Genomic DNA, 20,163 nt, shown 5'->3' on the forward strand with positions numbered 1-20,163 from the left:
ATAAAGGTAACTCTTAAACAAAAGATTTAGAATAAAGACTTGTTAAATTCTGTGCCAACTTTAATGATGACTATAAAAATAACTGTATTTCATGTTTTTGTATAATTATAGAAAACGTAAAACCCTTTTAAAACCTAGTGTTATTAGGTAATAAAAGGGTTTAAAAAGAGTATTTAAAGAGTTTTTAAAAAGTGTAAAAAGAATATTTAAAGAGTTTTAAAAATAGGAGTAGCACCAGCGTCTAGTCGTCATCGCGCCACTCGCCACTGCTGTATTCTTTACCTATAGCTATTTTTACACCTACATTAAAGATAAGGTTAGAGGCATTTAATTTTTTCAATAAATTGGGTTGTATAGGTGCGGTAGAACTGTCATCTCTATAAGAATAGGCGATAGGGTCACCTAGTGTTGTGTTGTACTGTGGCGAGAAGAATAGTTGCACACTGCGACGGAAATAGTAATTGAATCGCAAACCTCCTTCTAGATAAGCACTAGACGAAGACGAGTTCTCGCTGTCACTAGAAAATACTTGTGTATTACCTATACCTATTTGTGATACGCTGTTCTCTGGACTGTTTAAAAAGGCAACTCCACCTTTTACGAAGGCATCAAATTGAAATCTGCCCTGAGTATAAGAATAGGTAGGACCTATGGCTATAGAAGTATTGGTCCAGTTGTTTGCCGTGGCTGCTGTACGATCGTCTGTCTGAAAATCTAGATAACCGAATTCATTGTACTGGTGTCTTAAAGAAATACCTAGTCCTAGATGCTTGTTAGTATAATACAGATATTCTGCTCCTATATTAAGTCCCGATCTAGCGACATCTCCATAATCTGAAAGAGGTTGTGTAACACCTAGATCTATGACTAGATTGTTTCTAGGGACTTCCCTTAAATGTACGGCATCTTTAAAGGGTTCTGTTTTAAGTGAGTCTACTTGTGCCACAGCAGTGGCAGCGACTAGTGATACTATTAATAGGCTGATCTTTTTCATGGTTTAAATATAAGAGTTATGTGGGTATTTAAGAATTCTTTAGTGCAGGATTAATATATTTTTGGCGAGACGCTCAAGGATGTGTCTGTATCTTTAGATTAAATCAATAAAAAACAACGTTATGAGCGACAAGGAACTAGAAGGAAAATGGGATCAGACTAAAGGAAAAGCCAAAGAAGAATTCGGTAAACTCACTAACGATAAATCTACAGAGGCTGAAGGAAAGACTGATCAAATAAAAGGTAAAATAGAAGAAGGAATAGGTGAGGCTAAAAGGAAAATAAAAAATACCTTTGACGATAAATAATACAGCAATGGAAAAATTAACTGAAGCACAAGTAGAAAAGCATTTAGAGAACGTAGAAGGATGGGATTATTATGATGATGCGATCCACACTACCTTTGAATTTGACAATTTTATGGACTGCTTTTCTGTAATGACGCGCATCGCGTTAGAAGCAGAAAAAATGGAGCATCATCCAGATTGGCACAACACTTATGGTACCCTAGAGATTACTCTAAGTACTCATGATGTTAACGGTCTTACAGAAAATGACTTTAAACTTGCTGCTGCCATTGAGCACATAGTAGGTGATGAGTAAGGTATAACACCTTAAAAAATTAAAACTCCTTAATCGATCGTGATTAAGGAGTTTTTTTATGTTTAATAATGTTCTTGCTTTTCAGATGCTCAAGATGATTATTACAGGCTCAGTTGGACCATGGAAATATGCACCTGCTTTATATCTATTACAGAAAAACGTGAGAGACGAAGTGAAGAAATACAGTTGCTATCCACCGACACGTTTTACTTTAAAGCCTTTTTCTTTGAGCATTTCCATAATGCGATCGCGGTAATCGCCCTGTATGATAATCTGGTCGTTTTTAAAACTACCGCCTACACCTAGTTGGGTTTTAAGTTCTTTGGCTAGAATTTTAAAGTCGGCAGTGGCGCCAGTATAACCAGCTATTACGGTATTTACTTTTCCTTTACGTTTTTCAAACTTACATTCTAAAGGATCTTCTTGTAACCAGATGTTGCTCTTTTCTGGTTGTTCTTCTTCTTTAAAATCGTGAGTAGGAAACAGGTTTTTTAATTGATCGCTTAAATCCATAATAGTACTTTATATAGCAAATTTAATAAGTAAATTCTATTTAAACAGTTCTATCTACACTATCATCTGTGATGTCAAAAATAGAACCTTTTTTATCTTGTAAGATAGAAACCCCTTTTTGTAACAATAAGTTATTAGGGTAGGTGATTAACTCGCCTTCGTCGGTTTCTAGTAAGGTATAAAAACCTTTTATATCGCTTATAACCGCGGTAACTGGCAGGTCTTTATCATGTACTCTTATACGATCTCCTATTTTATAGGGAAACGTAAAGTAGAGAATAAAACTAGCCGTAATGTTACTTAAAATACTCCAGTTTGCAAAGAGTGCTACACCTACTACGGCAAATGTAGAACCTAGTGCGACAAAGAAGCCTTTTGTATTAAAGCCCCATACTAGAATAATAGCAATTACACATATGGTCCAGATTATATAACCGGTGTATCTTTTTAAATACTGCTTGCGCAATTCTGATCGATGAATTTTTTGAGACAGCTTTGCAGCACTCCATATAATCAACCGGTGAATTATAAACGTACCTATTAAGAAAGAAACGGTTAATATTACTTCTGGCTTTGAAAAATATTCTTTCATATTCCTAGACTATCTCTCAAAACAGCATCTTTGTTTGCGTTTTTACCCCAGTAAGCAGATTTAATGGACTTCTTTAAAGTACCTGTAGAAACCATAGGTGTAGATCCATCTTTATAACGATCCATCCAGGATAGTATGCGGTAAGGAGATGTCTTTTCTGTTTTGAAAGCAATTGTTCTACCTAGATCTGTAAACTTAACACTGTATAAAAAGCCATCTTCCATCTCGCTTAATTTTGCTACGGCGTCATATGGTTTAGTCTCCACATGTTTAAGTCTTAAAAATTCTGTACTAGGTATGATTTTAATTGCACCAGTAGGCATAGCCTGAGGATCTAGTCTTAACTGCGCAGCGATTTGATTTTCTGTCATGACGTTTTCTATCTCAAAATCATCATTTCCTTCACTTTGAAAATAGGAGTGAAGCATCACCTCATATTCATCACCATCTTGATTCATTTGCATATAAGTCTGTCCGCACCATTCTTGAATGCTGCTGGCTACTTTAATAGCATTGTCTTTTTTATCTAGAGGTAAAAAAGTACTGCTCATAATGTGATAAGGATAGATACCAGTATTAAAATCACGAGTGGCATTGAATTTAAGAACAGGTCTGTTAGAGTCGTTTGCTTGGTCTGCCTTTACCTGGTCTTTTTTATCAAAAGATTCCGTTACAAAAATCATTACCGCAGTTCCTTCTCTCATCTCTCCATATCTAGCCTGACTAAGATCATAACTAGAAATCTCTGCTTCACCACTGTACCAATAATCCTTAAATTCTTGAGTAAGTTCTCTGTTTTCTAGAGTTTCTAGAGGGTCTTCACCTATAATAGTTTTTCCATTACTTTCTACATGGACCTTAGTATCACAAGAAAGTATAGTAAGAGCGACGGCACAAATTAAAAAATATTTCATAGCTATAATTTTATACAAATGTAATTTTTATGATTTTGATATGTATTATAAAATTCTCTAAACAAGGCAAATAAATAAGCAAAAAATAGAAGAATCTAATGATTAGGCAGTTTTTACTTTCTCTTGCATCATTTTGATCTGATCTCTCAGTTTTGCAGCTTCCATAAAATCCAATTCTTTTGCCGCCTTTTCCATCATCTTACGAGTTTCTCTTATTTTCTTTTCTAGTTGTGCTTTAGAAAGGTATTCTGCTTCTTCCTCTGCCGCTTTAAGAGATAGCGTTTCTTCTATGGCATAGGTCGCAGCATTCTTGCGGTACAATGCTGTTTCTAGCTTTTTCTTTATCGCGGTAGGTTTTAAACCATTTGCCTCATTATATGCAATTTGCTTAGAACGACGGTATTCTGTTTGGTCTATGGTTTTTTGCATGCTCTCGGTAATTTTATCGGCATATAGAATAGCGAGTCCATTCACATTACGTGCTGCACGACCTATAGTTTGAGTAAGAGAACGTTGGTTACGTAAAAAACCTTCTTTATCTGCATCTAGAATAGCTACTAGAGATACTTCAGGTAAATCCAGTCCTTCTCTCAATAAGTTAACACCTATAAGAACATCAAAAACCCCACGACGCAAGTCAGATAATATCTCTACACGTTCTAGTGTATCTACATCACTATGGATATAGCGACATCTTACATTAATGCGTGTTAGGTATTTGGTAAGTTCTTCGGCCATGCGTTTTGTAAGCGTTGTGATAAGAACACGTTCATCACGTTCTTCTCGCAATCTTATTTCTTCTACTAGGTCGTCTATTTGATTCTGACTAGGACGTACTTCTATTATAGGATCTAATAAACCTGTAGGTCTTATAATTTGTTCTACGACTACACCATCACTTTGTGCCAATTCATAATCGGCAGGAGTAGCGCTTACATATACTACTTGATTTTGTAGAGCTTCAAATTCTTCAAATTTTAATGGACGGTTATCCATGGCTGCTGGTAATCTAAAACCGTAATCGACTAGATTTTCTTTACGTGATCTATCACCACCATACATAGCGCCCACTTGTGGCACACTCACGTGACTCTCATCTATAATCATTAAATAATCATCTGGAAAGAAGTCTAATAAACAGAAAGGTCTTGTACCAGGTAAACGACCGTCTAGATAACGACTGTAGTTCTCAATACCAGAACAATAGCCTAGTTCTCTTATCATCTCTAGGTCAAATTCTGTACGTTCTTCTAGTCTTTTTGCTTCTAGAGGTTTTCCTATTTCTTTAAAATAGTCAGTCTGTTTTACCAGATCTTCTTGAATGGAATGTATGGCGCCTTGCAGTATGTCTGGAGAAGTCACAAACATGTTTGCCGGATAGATGGTAATTTGGTCAAATTTTTCAAGAACTCTACCATCTACAGGATTAAAACGTTCTATATCTTCTATCTCGTCTCCAAAAAAGTGGATTCTAAAACAAGTATCTGCATAACTAGGGTACACATCTAGTGTATCACCATTAATTCTAAAATTACCACGGTTAAACTCTGCAGTGGTTCTAGAATACAGCGACTGTACCAGTTTGTGCAACAATGCCGTTCTCGCAATGACCTCGTCTTTTTTTATTCTAACAACGTTTTTCTGGAATTCTACTGGGTTACCAATACCATAAAGACAAGAAACAGATGCCACAACTATAATGTCACGACGTCCAGAAAGTAGGGAAGAAGTAGTGCTTAATCGCATTTTTTCTATCTCTTCATTGATAGAAAGATCTTTCTCGATATAGGTACCACTAGAAGGAATAAAAGCTTCTGGCTGATAATAATCATAGTAGGATACAAAATATTCTACGGCATTATCAGGAAAAAAATCTTTAAACTCTGAATATAATTGAGCCGCCAGCGTTTTATTATGACATAGGACTAGGGTAGGTTTCCGTACTTCTTGAATCACGTTTGCAGCCGTAAACGTTTTACCACTACCGGTAACACCTAGTAGGGTTTGAAATCTCTCATTAGCCTCTATGCCTTCCACTAATTGTTTAATGGCTTGCGGTTGATCTCCCGTAGGAGAAAACTCTGATACAATATTAAAATCCATGAATTGTAAAAATAAGATTTTTGTAATTCCGCTTTCGCGAAAGCGAGGTTAAAATAACTACAATGATTAGTTTATCTTTTTAGAGAGAAATGTCCCTTAAAGCTGCGACCGTCGATAAGCTCCACACGATACCAATAATCTGAACTAGGTAAAGGGTTGCCATTATAAGTTCCATCCCAACCAGGACCTACTGGGCTGAGTTGTTTGAGCAGTTTACCAAATCGATTAAAAATGAATATCTGTGCATCTGGCTCTGTGACTATAGCGGTTACCTGCCAGTAATCGTTAAAACCATCTTGATTAGGAGTAAAAAATGGTGGTGCTGCAATTATAGTAGCTGGCGCAGTTATTAAATCACAACCGTTTTTATCCCTTACATAAACGGTATAAAATCCAGGTAGTAAATCAGTAAAAACATTGCTGTCTTGATAAAAGAAATTATCAATACTGTACTCAAAAGGACCGTCACCTATTGCCGTAATTTCTATACGGTTAGAACGTAAAGTGAATTGCTCTATCTCTACATCTATAATTTGCGTAAGTAAGTAGTTAGTAACCGTGGTAGAAGAGGTGTCGTCACAGCCATTACTATCGGTTGCAACAACCGTATAAACACCTTCTTCAGAGACGTTAATACTAGCTGTAGTCTCACCAGTATTCCATAAATAACTAGAAAATCCTGCTGTGGCAGTAATAGTCACTTGGTCAGAAATACATTTAAACAGATCTGGAGTGGTCTGGACAATAGGTTTAGGAAAGACCTCTATGTTTAAAGGTTGCACGTCATAACAGGTTATGAATTCGTTATTCTCTAAACGTACCCATAATACTTCTTGAGGTAAAGTGTTAATATAACTAGTATCCAGTGGGTTTACATCCATTTGAGCATCTAACTGAGAACTGTGAAAAGTGGTAGTAAGATTTCCCAATTGTGTGTTTTCTATGGTATTTACTAATATGGATAGGTCAAATACCTCTATGAGATCTCTAGAAGAATCGTCACAAATAGTAAAGTCTTCTAAAACAGGAATACTAGGTTGTGATACAACTTGAAGATCAAAAGAAGCGGTAGCGTCACAAGTAGTATTTGTATTATTTTCATATCGTATAAATATCTCTTCTCCATTTATAGTATTGTCATACGGCGAGTTGATGGGATTTTGATTAAGATCTGCATCATTTTGAGATAGAAAAAAGCTGTAGTTAAATAGGCTAGCATCCTGACTGCCTAAACCTTGAATAGCTGCTGCTTCTAGATCAAAAGATTCTACACCATCGTTACTAAAATCGTCACACAAGATCAAATCATTTACTGTCGTAGGAACAGGTAGGGCTGCTATTCTCACTTGAAAAGGAGTGGTAACATAGCAACCATTTGAAACCTTATTATCGATACGCACATAATAATCTCCACTAGAAAGAATATCATTATCAGATAAAGCATTAAAATCTTCGTTTGCATCTGCGATACTGGAATGAATGGTAACATCAAATGTGCTGAGACTTTGAGAGCCTATTGCTTGCGTCCTTACTGTTGTAAAATCTATGGGAGCAAAGTCGTCATTAGATATATCATCGCACAACTCTATATCGTTAACCGTTTGTATAACCGGAGTATCTACTATTATTACTGTTCTGGTAGCATTAAAAACCTCTGCAGGTGTGGTGATAATTAGATTAACGGTATAACTGCCAGCTGTGGCATAAATATGTGTAGGGTTAATTTGTGTGGACGTATTATTAAGTGCGCTAGCTGGATCACCAAAATCCCATAAAACAGAATTGTTAGGGCAGGTAGCAATATCGTCTGCAATGAATTGAGTAGGAGCTGTGCTACAACCTTCTACTACAGAAAAAGAAGGGTTGAAAAAGGCATTGTAAAAAGGTGGTAGCCCTTCATTTCCTGTAGTGCCAGGAGTCAAGGCAAGACCATCGTAAACAAAATTGCTCGCAGCACCTATACCGTTAGGGTTATTAATAACCGCTAACCATGGTTCTTCATCTCTAGTGTAATATATCTTTTTATCAGGAGCAATTTGTAGAGCGCCACGCATGGTGTCGTCTCTAGAGTCATTTATATTACTTTCATAAATAGTCACTGGGTTATCTTGAAAGTTAGCAGCAGTGGTATCGTATTGAAGTAATAGTCTCTCTGCAGCTACTAATCCGTTTCCTAATGTGTTGAGATCTACATAGACTAGTCTAGAGTCTAGAGAGAATTCAGTTCCATAGGCTTGGTATCCTGCTGGGAAATTTAATCTAGTAGGATTAGTAACTCTTCCTGTAGCGTTATCAAAGTCAAAAAGCCAGGCACCAACACCAGATTCAAAAGTAATATTAGGATTTACATAATTTTGAGTCATCATAGCTACTTTACTACCATCTGGTGATACTCTTAAGTAACCACGTTTATCTGTAGTTCTAGTAGCAGTGCTTTGCGATAATACCGTTGCCGATAAGTCTATACCACTAGGAGTTAATTTAAATGCGTAAAACTGATCAAAACTACCGCTACCAGAAATACGCTCTGCATAGGTGACAATCCATGCGTCCAGACCATTTGAAGAAACAGCTGCAAATAATTTTTCTGATCCATCAGCTAACAAAGGAATGTTTTTTTGAGAAGCAATTACATCTCCAGATCCATTATCCAGATTCATATCCACAACAGAGTAATATAGACCAGTCCTTGAACTTCCAGCATTAAAATTGAGTATAGAGATGGTAAAGATGTAATAAAGGTCGGGATTATTGGGTAAAGGAATCACAATAGCAGACTGTGTACTGGATGGATCGCCAAACAATCCATTACCGTTAGGCATAACTGTATGATTGCTATTCCATACCGTAATACCGTCTGTATAGAATAATAAGGCACCACAAGCGTCTGATATGGCAGAGCAGCCTTCTATCGTATCAAGTACACCAACATTGTTAGGAATGGCAGTACCGCCATTAAAATCAATACCTGCGTTAGAACCAAAAAACCACCAGTTAGCCTGATTTTGAGAATAGCAAAGTGTCGTTATTAATAGACTAATGAGAACAAGTAGTTTTTTCAACTTTATAATAATTAAACAGTTGGTATATAGTAAAGTGAAAGATACAAAATCTTATTAGGTAGCATATTAAGCTCTAGTAAAATAATTACTAACAAAAAATGCTCACTTTACAAGTGAGCATTTAAGTAATGAAGTAGTAAATGTATTAGATTTTTACTCTCCAGCCATGTTGATCTTCAGCACGGTTGTATTGTATATCTTTTAATGCACCCATTAATAAAGTTGCATAAGAACTTTCTAGTGTAGGAAGTTCAAATTTAAAGTCTTCATGTTTGTAACCTTTGATAGGTACAATTACCGCAGCTGTTCCAGTTCCAAAAATTTCTTTAAGGCTACCATCATTTGCAGCAGCAGTTAGTTCTTTTACAGACACTCTTCTTTCTTCAACGGTAATACCGTGGTCTTTTGCCATTTGCATAATGCTTCTACGCGTTACACCGTTAAGAATACGGTCATTGTTAGGAGCAGTGAGTAATTTGTCACCTATTCTTACAAAAATATTCATCGTACCAGCTTCTTCTAGATATTCATGAGAAGCAGCGTCTGTCCATATAATTTGTTGGTATCCTTCTTCTAGAGCAAGGTTGTTAGGATAGAAACTTGCTGCATAGTTACCAGCAGCCTTTGCATATCCCACACCACCGTCTGCAGCCCTAGAGAACTCTGAAGCGATAATAACACGCACATCACCTTTATAGTATGCAAATGCAGGTGACATAATGATCATAAACTTATACTCTGTACCTGGTGCAGCAGCAACTCCGTTTTCACTAGCTATCATAAATGGTCTTAGGTATAAAGAAAGTCCTTCTCCATATCTTACCCATTCTTTATCTAGGTTTACAAGCTTTTTAAGCCCTTCCATGAATACCTCTTTAGGTACTTCTGGCATAGCAAGTCGCTTTGCACTTTCATTAAAACGTATCCAGTTATCTTCTGGTCTAAAAAGAAATACATCTCCTTCACCATCTTTAAAGGCTTTCATACCTTCAAAAATAGCCTGACCGTAGTGAAATACTTTACAACTAGGCTCTACTTGAATAGGACCATAAGGTTTAATCTCAGCAGTATGCCATTCTCCATCGCGCCATGTACATTCCAGCATGTGATCTGTAAAGGTTTTTCCAAAGGTTAAATTGCTAAAATCTATCGAGTTGATTTTAGATTCCTTTACCTTATCTATAACGATTTCGTGAGTCTTTGTCATGGTGGTTTTATTATTTTTGCAAATATACTTGAATAGTGCATCGAAATTATGTCAATGAATTCTTAAATTTGTACTAATTGTAAACAATTTTCTACAGATATCTGTAGAATTTACTTAATTGTACGTTTAAGTATCTATAAAGATTTATTTTAAGTTGTCCTTATAAAGAAATTGAATTTTGATCTAATGACTTGTATATTAGGTTAATAATTACAACCCAAACCTAACTATTAAAACTATAACCACATGAAAAAGTTAATTATTGGAATTTTTGCATTGTCTCTATTGGTAGCATGTAAAGAACAAAAAAATGTAGAAGAAGACATGCCAGCTGTAAATGATGAGCAAGTTCAAGAAATGGCTTATCTCGATTATGGAGCAAAGATCACAGATAAAGATGTAATCGATGCGATGGAGTTAAGAACCATTTATGATGGTATGACTGTAGGAGATACTACTTCTGTAAAGGTAAAAGGTATGATTGCAGACGTATGTGTAAAGAAGGGATGCTGGATTAAATTACCGGTAGGTGACCAGGCTGCGACTGTAAAATTTAAAGACTATAGTTTCTTTTTACCTAAAAATGGTAAAGGAAAAGAGGTGATCTTGAGTGGTAAGGCCTATAAGAACATTACACCAGTAGAAGAATTACGTCATTATGCTGAAGATGCTGGGAAATCTAAAGAAGAAATAGCAGCTATCACAGAAGAAGAAGTTACGTTAAGCTTTGTAGCAGATGGAGCACTTGTTGAGAAATTTGACAATCCAGATGTAGAAGAAGCAGCAAATACAGAAGAATAAATGAAACGTGAGATCATGACTACAGACGATGGATCAAAAACGATTCATATGCCCGATCTCAATGAACAATATCATTCTAGACATGGCGCCTTACAAGAGGCGCTTCATGTTTTTATAGATACTGGTTTAGAGCATTTTTTAGAGATCTCGCTTTCGCGAAAGCGTAATTTTCAACAAAATCCTATAAAGATTCTAGAATATGGTTTTGGAACTGGTCTTAATGCCATGGTCACTGCATTGCATGATTCTAAAACACCGATAGTGTATACAGCGGTAGAGGCATATCCAGTTAATGATGAAGAGGTAAAAGCCATGGACTATGGTAAATTACTAGGTAATGAAGAGATGTATAAAGATATACATCAATGCAGCTGGGAAGAACGTCATCAAATTAACAATCACTTCTCATTAAAAAAGCAGCAAAAAACTTTTGAGGAAATAGCAGATCAAGATTCTTATGATTTGATCTATTTTGACGCCTTTGGACCTAGTACCCAACCAGAATTATGGACTGTAGATATATTTACAGCCGCCTACAATGCTTTAAAAAGTAATGGAGTTCTCACTACCTATTGTGCAGCAGGACAAGTGAGGCGCAACATGCAATCGGTAGGTTTTATAGTAGAACGTTTACCAGGACCGCCAGGAAAAAGAGAGATGTTAAGAGCTACTAAGAGTCTATAATTCTAGTAGTAATTTATAAATCAACAATCATTTAGCAAATAGTTAGGGCAACAACTTCTTAAGTAGCTTTACATTTGCAAAAAATCATACATTTTTATGTCTAAAGAAGTAAGAGAACAAGAACCAAAGGTATTATGGAATCATTTTGCAGATTTAAATGCTGTACCGAGACCTTCTAAGAAGGAAGAGCGTGTACGTGCTTTTATGGTACATTTTGCAAAACAACATGACCTTATGGTTATGGAAGATGCTATAGGTAATGTGATCATTAAAAAAGCTGCTACTCCTGGAATGGAAGATCGCAAGAGTATCATCATGCAGTCGCATCTAGATATGGTACATCAAAAGAATAACGACACAGATTTTGATTTCTTAACAGAAGGAATAGACATGTTTGTAGATGGAGATATTATCAAAGCGCGTGGTACTACACTAGGTGCAGATAATGGTATAGGTGTCGCGGCGATTATGGCTGTACTTTCTTCTAGCGATATTGCACATCCTGCGATAGAGGCTTTGTTTACTATAGATGAAGAAACAGGAATGACCGGTGCTAAAGAATTAGATAAAAACATTCTTACTTCTAAAATATTATTAAATCTAGATACAGAAGAAGATGACGAGATAGACATAGGTTGTGCAGGTGGTGTAGACATTACTGCAACAAAGAGTTACTCTACTAGCGATGTAGATGCTTCTTATTTATCAAAGAAAATTACTGTAAAAGGTCTTAATGGTGGTCATAGTGGTATGGACATTATAAAAGGTTTAGGTAACGCAAATAAGATGATTGCGAGACTTCTAGATGCGATGCAAAAGAAAGGTGCAGTTCATTTTCAGTCTATTAAAGGTGGTAGTTTAAGAAACGCTATTCCTCGAGAGGCAGTAACAGTAGTGAGTTTTTTAGAGAACGATTTAAACACTATGCTTAATGCATTTCAATCTTGTAAAGAAGCAATTCTAGACGAGTATAAATCTCTAGAAGCAAATATTACTATTTCCTTTGAAGACGCTCCTAATGCAGCTGTGTTAACTCAAGAAGATAGTCGCACACTAGTATATACACTATTAGGAATTCATAATGGTGTGTACCGCATGAGTCCAGATATAGACGGACTAGTAGAAACATCTAATAATCTAGCGCGTGTAACCTTAGAAGATTCAAAATTACAGATAGCCTGTCTCACAAGATCGTCTGTAGATAGTTCTAAGGAAGATCTTGCTAGTAGTATAGTTGCTGTAATGGAACTAGCACAAATGACGACTAAGCTATCTGGTCATTATCCAGGATGGCAGCCTAATGCAAACAGTGCGGTTTTAGATATCGCAAAAGCAAAATATAACGAGCTTTTTAATCATGAGCCTAGAGTAGTAGCCTGTCACGCAGGACTAGAATGTGGTCTTTTAGGAGAACGCTATCCTGGTCTAGACATGATATCATTCGGTCCTAACATAAGAGGAGCACACAGTCCAGATGAGCGCGTAGAGATTAAATCTGTTCAAAAATTCTGGAAATTCCTTCTAGAAATTCTAAAAGAGATCCCAAAAGCATAATTTGCTTAGATAGTACTAAAAGCCCTTGAGAAATCAAGGGCTTTTTTCATGGATTGAATCTAACTAATTAAAGATTCAATTGGTAACAAGCACTTACAACAAGTGCTAGTTCACACTTCTAGGGAGAAGTCATGATATTAAAAAAAACAACAAAGTTTGGATAGATCTCGATGTTAAGTAGATGGCTGATCAATGATATTTAAAAAATCAGCTCTATATTGTTTTTTTTCAAAACAGCCGCCATATACTAGGGTAGTGGTGGTGCTATTTTTATCTTTAATTCCTCGAGAAGAAACGCATAAATGCTTTGCACTTATCATAACGATTACATCTTCTGTATCTAGAGATTCCTGTAAGTCCTTAAGGATTTGCATGGATAATCTTTCTTGTACTTGTGGACGTCTCGCATAATAATCTACCAGCCTATTAATTTTGGACAAGCCTATAACTTTATTCTTAGGAACATAAGCCACATGTGCAAATCCAGTTATGGGTAAAAAATGATGCTCACAAGCAGAATCAATATTAATGTTTTGATCTACAAGCATTTTATTATAGCCATATTTATTTTCAAAGACAGAGAGTTGAGGTTTATTTTCAGGGTTTAAACCAGAGAACAATTCCTTTACATACATTTTGGCAACTCGATAGGGTGTACCGGATAAACTATCATCAGATAAATCAAGACCCAGTTCTTTCATTATTTCGCTAAAATGATACTCTATGGTTTTTATCTTTTCCGCATCTGTTTTGTCAAATGCAGTAGGTAACATAGGTGTATCTGTATTATGCGATATATGATTATCACCTATTAATTCTATTTCTTTTTCATCCATTTTTAATACAACATTTATCATCCTGACATTGACAATATTTCAAATTATATATATGTAATACAGCCAGTACAGTAGCAGTTATGTAGGTTATAGTTTCTGGTATGGAGAATGCTTCTATTTTTTCATTACCTATAAGTAACAATAGAACACACCAATTTGCCCATAAAAGTGGTTTCATGATTTTTCTATTTGTATGTTTAGTAGCATGATATATAGAAAAAAAGGATATAATTATAAATATGTAGTCCAGGTTGGACCACCAGATAGGTTTAGAAATTTCCTGACTCATTGCAGCGGCATGTGATAAGAATAACAGTGGGGTAATAGCGCAATGTATAACACATAGCATACTCACTGCAGCACCTACTATGTCTGGTTTTGGTAATAATAATCTCATATAGTAATTCTCGTTAATGCAACCGAGTTGCAAATATAGAATGTTTATTTGTTAATGCAACTTAGTTGTAATAAATTTGTATTATGGGAATTATAAGAAAAACAGTATCTATAGATTTATTGCTTAATGAATTTGAGCAAGAATCTAATGCCATATCTGCGGTAGACTTAATTAAACGTTTAGATAAACAGATTAATAAAACGACTATTTATAGAGTTTTAGATAAGCTAGAAGATGATGGTGTATTACACTCCTTTTTAGGTTTTGATGGTGTGAAATGGTATGCAAAATGTAAAGGTTGTACAAAATCTGTTCACAAAGATTTCCATCCTCATTTTCAATGTTTGAGCTGTGGTACAGTTGACTGTCTTAATATCCATGTAAATATTCCAGAAATACCTAATCGCGAGGTTTTATTCTCACAGTTATTAATTCAAGGTAAGTGTGAAGCGTGTGCTGCTTAAGATTATAAAAAATAATCTACTTAAAATTAGCTGTCAAATTTAAATTGGACGATTCCGTTTTCAAAAGCCACATGTTTTGAAGGGAAAATTTCTTGTAGTTTATTAGATTTTACAAAGTCACTTATCGACTCATGTGCGATAGATCCTTTATGTATACTAACTACCTCGTCGCACAAAGACATTGCTAGTTGTATCTCATGCGTGGCATAAATAATAGTTTTACCATGCTCATGACAGTAATCTCTCAATTGCAACAGTAAATCTGCCTTATGGTTGATATCTAGATGGCTGGTAGGCTCGTCCATGAGAATGTAATCCGTATCTTGAACTATGGCACGCGCTATTAAAACTCGTTGTAGCTGTCCATCACTTAAAGTGCCTGCCTTGCGATTTTCCAATTGTTTTAAATCAAAACTTTCTAGAGCTTCATTGATTACTTCGTGATCTTGAGCGGCTAGTTTACCTATATAGTTGGTATAAGGAGCGCGACTTAATTCTAATAACTCTCTGACACTTAAAAAATGACTGAACGATCGCTCTGTTAGTACTACAGATATGAATTTAGATCGTTCTACTGCCGTATAATCGTTCCAGTTTTTATTCTCAATAAAGACATTTCCATTGATCAGGTGTTGCCCACTTGCCATGGCTCTCAATAGGGTCGATTTACCAGAACCATTAGTTCCTATGATGGATATAAATTTCGCTTTCGCGAAAGCGAGATCGCCATCAAAAGCAGCAACAACGCAATGACCATAACCTACCTGTATGTTTTCTAGTCTTATCATTAGAAGTGTAAATTACGTTTTCTCATAATCAACCAGATAATGAGTGGTGCTCCCAGTAATGATGTCACTGCATTGATAGGTAAGGAGTAATTTGAAAATGGCAATTGTGATACTAAATCACAGAAAAGTAGGAGCGTAGCACCTAATAAAACAACCGTAGGGATTAATATTTTGTGATTTACCGTAGGTAAAATAAGTCGTGATAAATGCGGTACAGCTAGTCCTATAAAAGCGATAGGACCTGCATATGCGGTAATACTACCAGCAAGAATACTTGTGATGATTATAATTATCCATCTTGTTTTCTTGATGTTAATCCCTAAACTAAGTGCATAACTCTCACCTAATAAGAGCGCATTTAATGGTTTAATAATCCAGATTAATAATATTAAAGCAAGAAAAAACAATAAAATGATGATCCATAAATCGGCCCAGTTGATATTACCTAGACTACCCATGGACCAGAATACATATCTTTTTAATTGTTCACTAGAACTGAAATAACTTAAAATACCTACCACAGCGCTGCTCAAACTTCCTACCATTAACCCTACGATTAATAATCCCATGGTATCTTTAATTCTTAGCGACATGAGAATGATTAACAATAGAACAACAAGACTTCCTACCACACTTGCAGTAATGATTCCAAAACCAGAAATTGCGCCTATTCCTAATGCCGTTGCTCCCATGATAACAAGAGCAACACCTAGTCCTGCACCACTAGAAATACCGAGAACAAAAGGACCAGCCAGCGGATTCCTAAACAAGGTTTGCATCAATAAACCTGCGATGGCAAGACCAGCTCCAGTTAGTATAGCCATAACAGCTCTAGGTAATCGCAGTTCTGTAATGATGTAACGAACTGTCTTGCCAGTTTGTGGATTTTCTAGACCTAACAACGCATCCATCACTTGATGAGGTTTTATATAAACCGTACCTAGACATATGTCTGCAATGAAGAAGACTAGTAGTAAAATGCTCAGTATGAAAAATTGTTTTTTCAATGAATGAAAGGAATAGAATTTTTGCTAATCGAACTGTAAATTTAGTCTTCTAGTGGTTTAAAGAAATACAATTCATGTTCTAATTGTAAATCGGGATGTAAAATCTTAACGAGATCTTTTAAAACTAGATCTGGTCGCATGCTAGCTTCTTCGTAATAGGTAACGCCACCTTTGGCACCTACGGTAAGCGCATGGGTATAAACTTGTTTGTTCTTAAAAGATTTAAAAAGGCCGTATGATTTATTATCTGCTAGCATTTTTGAATAACTAGAATACTGTCCAGGTGCAATCCAGTAGCTAGCCTCACGGCCATCTGTAAGTACTTTTTCTAGTGGATAGGCTAGTGAGCCGCTTCCTGCTGTCTCTTTATATATGTAGTTTGCACCAGCATCATTTAAGATTTTTGCCTGCCAAGAATCTCCATAAGGTAAATACCATTGATCTTTCCACGTTGCACCACTTAGCACATCAGGTTTATCTTCGGTTTTCACTAATTCTAGAGTCTTTAAATATTCTTTTTCTATAGAATTAAAAATACTGTCTGCCTCTTTTTCTTTACCGTATAAAACACCAAAAAGCTTGATCCACTCTGCTTTACCTAGAGGATGTTCTTCCACCCATTCTCCATTATACATAATTGGTACGCCAGCTTTTTGTATTTTTTGATACGTAGGATTACTGTCGTCTATACTAAATCCCATAACCATATCTGGCTCTAGAATTATAGTTGCCTCTACATTTATAAGTTGATTAGTACCTAATTCTTCTACATGACCACTGTCTATTAAAGATCTAACTTCTGGCGAGCTTATATAATCACTAGATGGGAAACCGATAAGTGATTTTTCTTCTCCTAACAATACTAGTGGTGGTATGTGAGTGGTAGAGGTAAGGACTATTTTTTTTACAGGTATTTGAATAGTTCTAGGAATATCTGCTGGAGGAGTAGACTCTATAGTTTTTTTATTGACGAGTTTAAAAGTATAATTAACAGCACTTTCTGGCCATGGATTCATAATGGTTACATAATAACCAGAGCTGGTATTTTTAATTTGAAAACCATGAGCATATTTAATGTCTATTTGTTGATATTCAGTAATATCATCAATTGGTATTACCGTTTTTCCCACTTCTTTTTTACAAGATTGTAAAATAAAAACGAATAAAATTAAGTATATCAGTGGCTGTTTCATAGGTTTCAAAAGTACCAATTCTAATAGAACTAAGGTGAGATGTTTTCAGTAAGGTATAAAAATATTGATCAATTCAATAATCTAACTTGATTAAAATAGTATTTTCGCGGCTTGAAATATGGTTTTTAAGCTGGAAGAAAGTTACGCTTTCGCGAAAGCAAAAAATTAAAAGGGAATCTAGTGCAATTCTAGAACTGTTCCCGCAACTGTAATCAAAACGTCTTTTTAAAAAAGGCGTCTTATAAATTTTATAAGATAAAATCAATACAGTCACTGAGCAAGGCTTGGGAAGACGATTTTATTTTGGAGTCAGGAGACCTGCCATTTTTCAAATCAATTATTGTTCATCTTCGGGATAGAGATAGCGATGGGTTTTTTATGTCAGGTCGAGCGCAGTCGAGACCTTTTGCGTGTGTTATATCGCGGTTTATAGAACTCTTCAAAATTCCTTTCCTGAGCCTAAAAACCTAAAAATGAAAAAACAAATCATCGCTCTAAGCGCAATGATCGCAGTAGCTGTGTCGGGAAATGCACAAGTAGATTCTACTGCAACAAAGCTGGATCAAGTTATTGTAACAGCATCTTCAAAATTTGATTTACAACGCAAAGACAGCGGTAAACCAGTCATTAAAATCACAAGAGCAGACATAGAAGCGCAACGTGCTGCTAACATCGCAGACCTTCTTAACCAGTATGCTGGTATAGAAATTAATGGTTCTAGAAGTAATGCTGGTCAAAACCAGAGTTACTTTGTAAGAGGTGGTAACAGCCGTCAGGTAGCTTTTTTAATTGATGGCGCTCAGGTTAATGATCCAAGTAATATTAATGGAGAATTTGACCTAAGACTAGTAGATATAGACCAAATAGAAGAAATTGAGATTTTAAAAGGTGCTGCAAGTACACTTTATGGTGCAAACGCAAGTACAGCGGTAATCAATATTAAATTACGTAAAGCACCAGAATCTGGTGTACGTGTGAGTGTTGCTTCTTTTATAGGAACAAATAAAAGTAGAGAACAAGCTAATAATGGACCTGATGAGTACAACAACAGTGTGCAACTACAAGGAAGTACTAAAAGTGGTTTTACTTACGGTGCTGGTTTAAATCATCAAAGTACAAACGGTCTTAGTGCAGCAGAAAGTGCTGATGATAATGTACAGTTTGAGGCAGACGAATTTAACCGCATCAACCTGATAGGTAGAGTAGGTTATGATAATAACAAGAACTTAAAAGTGAGTAGTTACCTATCATTTGATGAGTACGTCGCAGAATTTGATAACGGTGCTTTTACCGATGGAGATAACGAGACGTACAGCCGCCAGGTAAGATGGGGAACTAATGCCAACTGGAAATATTCTGATAAAGGAGAGATCGTTTATAACGGTGTAACTACTGCAACTCGCAGAGATACTAGAAGTGGTTTTCCTTCTTTATATAATTCAAACGGAATCTCAATAGACTTATATAACAAGTATACATTTCAATTAACAGAAGAATCTAGCTTAAAAACTATTTTAGGATTCAACTTTAAGAATGAGACGTATGAAGATTTCAGTATCCCATTCGGTAGTACAGAATTTGCACAAAATGCAGATAAGGATAATGTAAATTTCCAGATTTATGATCCTTATTTTAACGTGGTTTATTTAAGCGGTACTGGATTTAACGTTAACGCAGGTGCACGTTATAATTCACATAGTAACTATGATGGAAAGTTAGTTTATAACATTAACCCATCGTATAGATTTAATCTAGGTGAGAATACCTTGAAAGCTTATGCTAGTTATAGTACTGCTTACATCACACCATCTTTGTTCCAACTGTATGCTAACGGATTCGGTAATGAAGAGTTAGAGCCAGAAGAAAACAAAACTCTAGAAGCAGGAATTTCTTGGAGTAAGAATTCTTCTAGTTTAGGTGTTACTGTTTTTCAACGTGAAGAAGATAATCTAGTACAATTTGTAACTGTAGATCCAGTTAACTTTATCTCTCAATACCAGAATGTAGAAGAAGAACTTACTGCAAGAGGTGTAGAGGTTATGGGACAAACGGTTTTATTTGATAAAGTAAATCTTACAGCAAACTATACATTTACAGAAAGAGAAAACGTACCACAATTGAGACGTATTCCTAAGCATAAGGTAAATGCTAGTGCTAGAGTAGAGGTGTTAAAACGTGCGTTCTTAACAGCAAGATACCAGTACAATCACCAGCGTGCAGATGCATTCTTTGATCTGAATACTTTTAGTACTCAAAATGTAGAATTAAAAAGTTATCAATTAGTGGATCTAGACGCCACTTATAAATTGAACAGTAAAGATGTTACTTTCTTTGCAGGTGTTTCTAATTTACTAGATGAAGATTATCAAGAGGCAGTAGGATTCCAGACTAGAGGTAGAACTTACAAAGTAGGTGTACGTTTAGGATTTTAAGAATTCAATACTTATAAATT

19 protein-coding genes and 1 riboswitch are annotated in these 20,163 nt (G+C 35.7%); of the genes, 7 read left to right on the top strand and 12 right to left on the bottom strand.

What is annotated here, in order from left to right:
- Nucleotides 1-241: 241 nt before the first annotated feature.
- On the bottom strand, nucleotides 242-994 hold the full coding sequence (locus ACJJVN_RS08175) for a hypothetical protein (protein ID WP_104514767.1): 753 nt from the start codon (nucleotides 992-994) through the stop codon (nucleotides 242-244).
- A 121-nt stretch (nucleotides 995-1,115) separates the two neighbouring features.
- Between ACJJVN_RS08175 and ACJJVN_RS08180 the strand changes: the two genes are divergently transcribed.
- Complete coding sequence (locus ACJJVN_RS08180; protein ID WP_405368367.1) at nucleotides 1,116-1,301, top strand: CsbD family protein; 186 nt, start codon at nucleotides 1,116-1,118, stop codon at nucleotides 1,299-1,301.
- 7 nt (nucleotides 1,302-1,308) lie between these two features.
- The gene (locus ACJJVN_RS08185; protein ID WP_104514769.1) at nucleotides 1,309-1,596 is read left to right on the top strand and encodes a 4a-hydroxytetrahydrobiopterin dehydratase; all 288 of its coding nucleotides are present in this window, start codon (nucleotides 1,309-1,311) and stop codon (nucleotides 1,594-1,596) included.
- 189 nt (nucleotides 1,597-1,785) lie between these two features.
- Here ACJJVN_RS08185 and ACJJVN_RS08190 read toward each other — a convergent pair whose 3' ends face one another.
- From ACJJVN_RS08190 to ACJJVN_RS08215, 6 genes are all read right to left on the bottom strand, one after another.
- The gene (locus tag ACJJVN_RS08190) at nucleotides 1,786-2,109 is read right to left on the bottom strand and encodes a translation initiation factor (protein ID WP_405377762.1); all 324 of its coding nucleotides are present in this window, start codon (nucleotides 2,107-2,109) and stop codon (nucleotides 1,786-1,788) included.
- A gap of 40 nt (nucleotides 2,110-2,149) precedes the next feature.
- On the bottom strand, nucleotides 2,150-2,701 hold the full coding sequence (locus tag ACJJVN_RS08195; protein ID WP_405377763.1) for a mechanosensitive ion channel family protein: 552 nt from the start codon (nucleotides 2,699-2,701) through the stop codon (nucleotides 2,150-2,152).
- Nucleotides 2,698-3,615 (bottom strand): septum formation inhibitor Maf, encoded by a 918-nt coding sequence (locus ACJJVN_RS08200; protein ID WP_405368373.1) that lies wholly within the window; start codon nucleotides 3,613-3,615, stop codon nucleotides 2,698-2,700. The genes ACJJVN_RS08195 and ACJJVN_RS08200 overlap by 4 nt, the downstream gene beginning before the upstream one ends.
- Nucleotides 3,616-3,717: 102 nt before the next feature.
- Nucleotides 3,718-5,718: an excinuclease ABC subunit UvrB gene (gene uvrB, locus ACJJVN_RS08205; protein ID WP_405377764.1), complete on the bottom strand. Its 2,001-nt coding sequence runs from the start codon at nucleotides 5,716-5,718 to the stop codon at nucleotides 3,718-3,720.
- Between the two features lie 71 nt (nucleotides 5,719-5,789).
- Nucleotides 5,790-8,780: a T9SS type B sorting domain-containing protein gene (locus ACJJVN_RS08210; RefSeq protein WP_405377765.1), complete on the bottom strand. Its 2,991-nt coding sequence runs from the start codon at nucleotides 8,778-8,780 to the stop codon at nucleotides 5,790-5,792.
- A gap of 145 nt (nucleotides 8,781-8,925) precedes the next feature.
- On the bottom strand, nucleotides 8,926-9,987 hold the full coding sequence (locus tag ACJJVN_RS08215) for a branched-chain amino acid aminotransferase (RefSeq protein WP_104514775.1): 1,062 nt from the start codon (nucleotides 9,985-9,987) through the stop codon (nucleotides 8,926-8,928).
- Between the two features lie 246 nt (nucleotides 9,988-10,233).
- Between ACJJVN_RS08215 and ACJJVN_RS08220 the strand changes: the two genes are divergently transcribed.
- The 3 genes from ACJJVN_RS08220 to ACJJVN_RS08230 all read left to right on the top strand — a co-directional run bounded on the left by ACJJVN_RS08220 (nucleotide 10,234) and on the right by ACJJVN_RS08230 (nucleotide 13,026).
- Nucleotides 10,234-10,788, top strand: a complete 555-nt coding sequence (locus ACJJVN_RS08220; protein WP_405377766.1) for a DUF4920 domain-containing protein — start codon at nucleotides 10,234-10,236, stop codon at nucleotides 10,786-10,788.
- Complete coding sequence (mnmD, locus tag ACJJVN_RS08225) at nucleotides 10,789-11,472, top strand: tRNA (5-methylaminomethyl-2-thiouridine)(34)-methyltransferase MnmD (RefSeq protein WP_405377767.1); 684 nt, start codon at nucleotides 10,789-10,791, stop codon at nucleotides 11,470-11,472.
- 96 nt (nucleotides 11,473-11,568) lie between these two features.
- On the top strand, nucleotides 11,569-13,026 hold the full coding sequence (locus ACJJVN_RS08230; RefSeq protein WP_405368382.1) for an aminoacyl-histidine dipeptidase: 1,458 nt from the start codon (nucleotides 11,569-11,571) through the stop codon (nucleotides 13,024-13,026).
- A gap of 173 nt (nucleotides 13,027-13,199) precedes the next feature.
- Here ACJJVN_RS08230 and folE read toward each other — a convergent pair whose 3' ends face one another.
- Together folE and ACJJVN_RS08240 are read right to left on the bottom strand one after the other, a co-directional pair.
- Nucleotides 13,200-13,862 (bottom strand): GTP cyclohydrolase I FolE, encoded by a 663-nt coding sequence (gene folE / locus ACJJVN_RS08235; protein WP_104515187.1) that lies wholly within the window; start codon nucleotides 13,860-13,862, stop codon nucleotides 13,200-13,202.
- Nucleotides 13,855-14,259 (bottom strand): MerC domain-containing protein, encoded by a 405-nt coding sequence (locus tag ACJJVN_RS08240; protein WP_405368385.1) that lies wholly within the window; start codon nucleotides 14,257-14,259, stop codon nucleotides 13,855-13,857. Before ACJJVN_RS08240 ends, folE begins: the two co-directional genes overlap by 8 nt.
- A gap of 83 nt (nucleotides 14,260-14,342) precedes the next feature.
- Here ACJJVN_RS08240 and ACJJVN_RS08245 point away from each other — a divergent pair, with 83 nt between their 5' ends.
- Nucleotides 14,343-14,723 (top strand): Fur family transcriptional regulator, encoded by a 381-nt coding sequence (locus ACJJVN_RS08245; protein WP_104514780.1) that lies wholly within the window; start codon nucleotides 14,343-14,345, stop codon nucleotides 14,721-14,723.
- 26 nt (nucleotides 14,724-14,749) lie between these two features.
- Here the strand turns inward: ACJJVN_RS08245 and ACJJVN_RS08250 are convergent, their stop codons facing one another.
- From ACJJVN_RS08250 to ACJJVN_RS08260, 3 genes are read right to left on the bottom strand one after another with little or no spacing between them, the layout of a single operon-like run.
- The gene (locus tag ACJJVN_RS08250; RefSeq protein WP_405377768.1) at nucleotides 14,750-15,511 is read right to left on the bottom strand and encodes an ABC transporter ATP-binding protein; all 762 of its coding nucleotides are present in this window, start codon (nucleotides 15,509-15,511) and stop codon (nucleotides 14,750-14,752) included.
- Complete coding sequence (locus ACJJVN_RS08255; RefSeq protein WP_405377769.1) at nucleotides 15,511-16,518, bottom strand: iron chelate uptake ABC transporter family permease subunit; 1,008 nt, start codon at nucleotides 16,516-16,518, stop codon at nucleotides 15,511-15,513. Before ACJJVN_RS08255 ends, ACJJVN_RS08250 begins: the two co-directional genes overlap by 1 nt.
- A gap of 41 nt (nucleotides 16,519-16,559) precedes the next feature.
- A complete protein-coding gene (locus tag ACJJVN_RS08260; RefSeq protein ID WP_405377770.1) occupies nucleotides 16,560-17,711 on the bottom strand; it encodes an ABC transporter substrate-binding protein in 1,152 nt (383 codons plus the stop codon).
- 126 nt (nucleotides 17,712-17,837) lie between these two features.
- Nucleotides 17,838-18,052, top strand: a riboswitch (cobalamin riboswitch).
- Between the two features lie 132 nt (nucleotides 18,053-18,184).
- Between ACJJVN_RS08260 and ACJJVN_RS08265 the strand changes: the two genes are divergently transcribed.
- Nucleotides 18,185-20,143, top strand: a complete 1,959-nt coding sequence (locus ACJJVN_RS08265) for a TonB-dependent receptor plug domain-containing protein (RefSeq protein ID WP_405377771.1) — start codon at nucleotides 18,185-18,187, stop codon at nucleotides 20,141-20,143.
- The last annotated feature ends 20 nt before the right edge of the window (nucleotides 20,144-20,163 follow it).

The sequence above is a fragment of the Nonlabens sp. Asnod3-A02 genome (genome assembly GCF_045063755.1).
Taxonomy (GTDB): Bacteria; Bacteroidota; Bacteroidia; order Flavobacteriales; family Flavobacteriaceae; genus Nonlabens; species Nonlabens xylanidelens.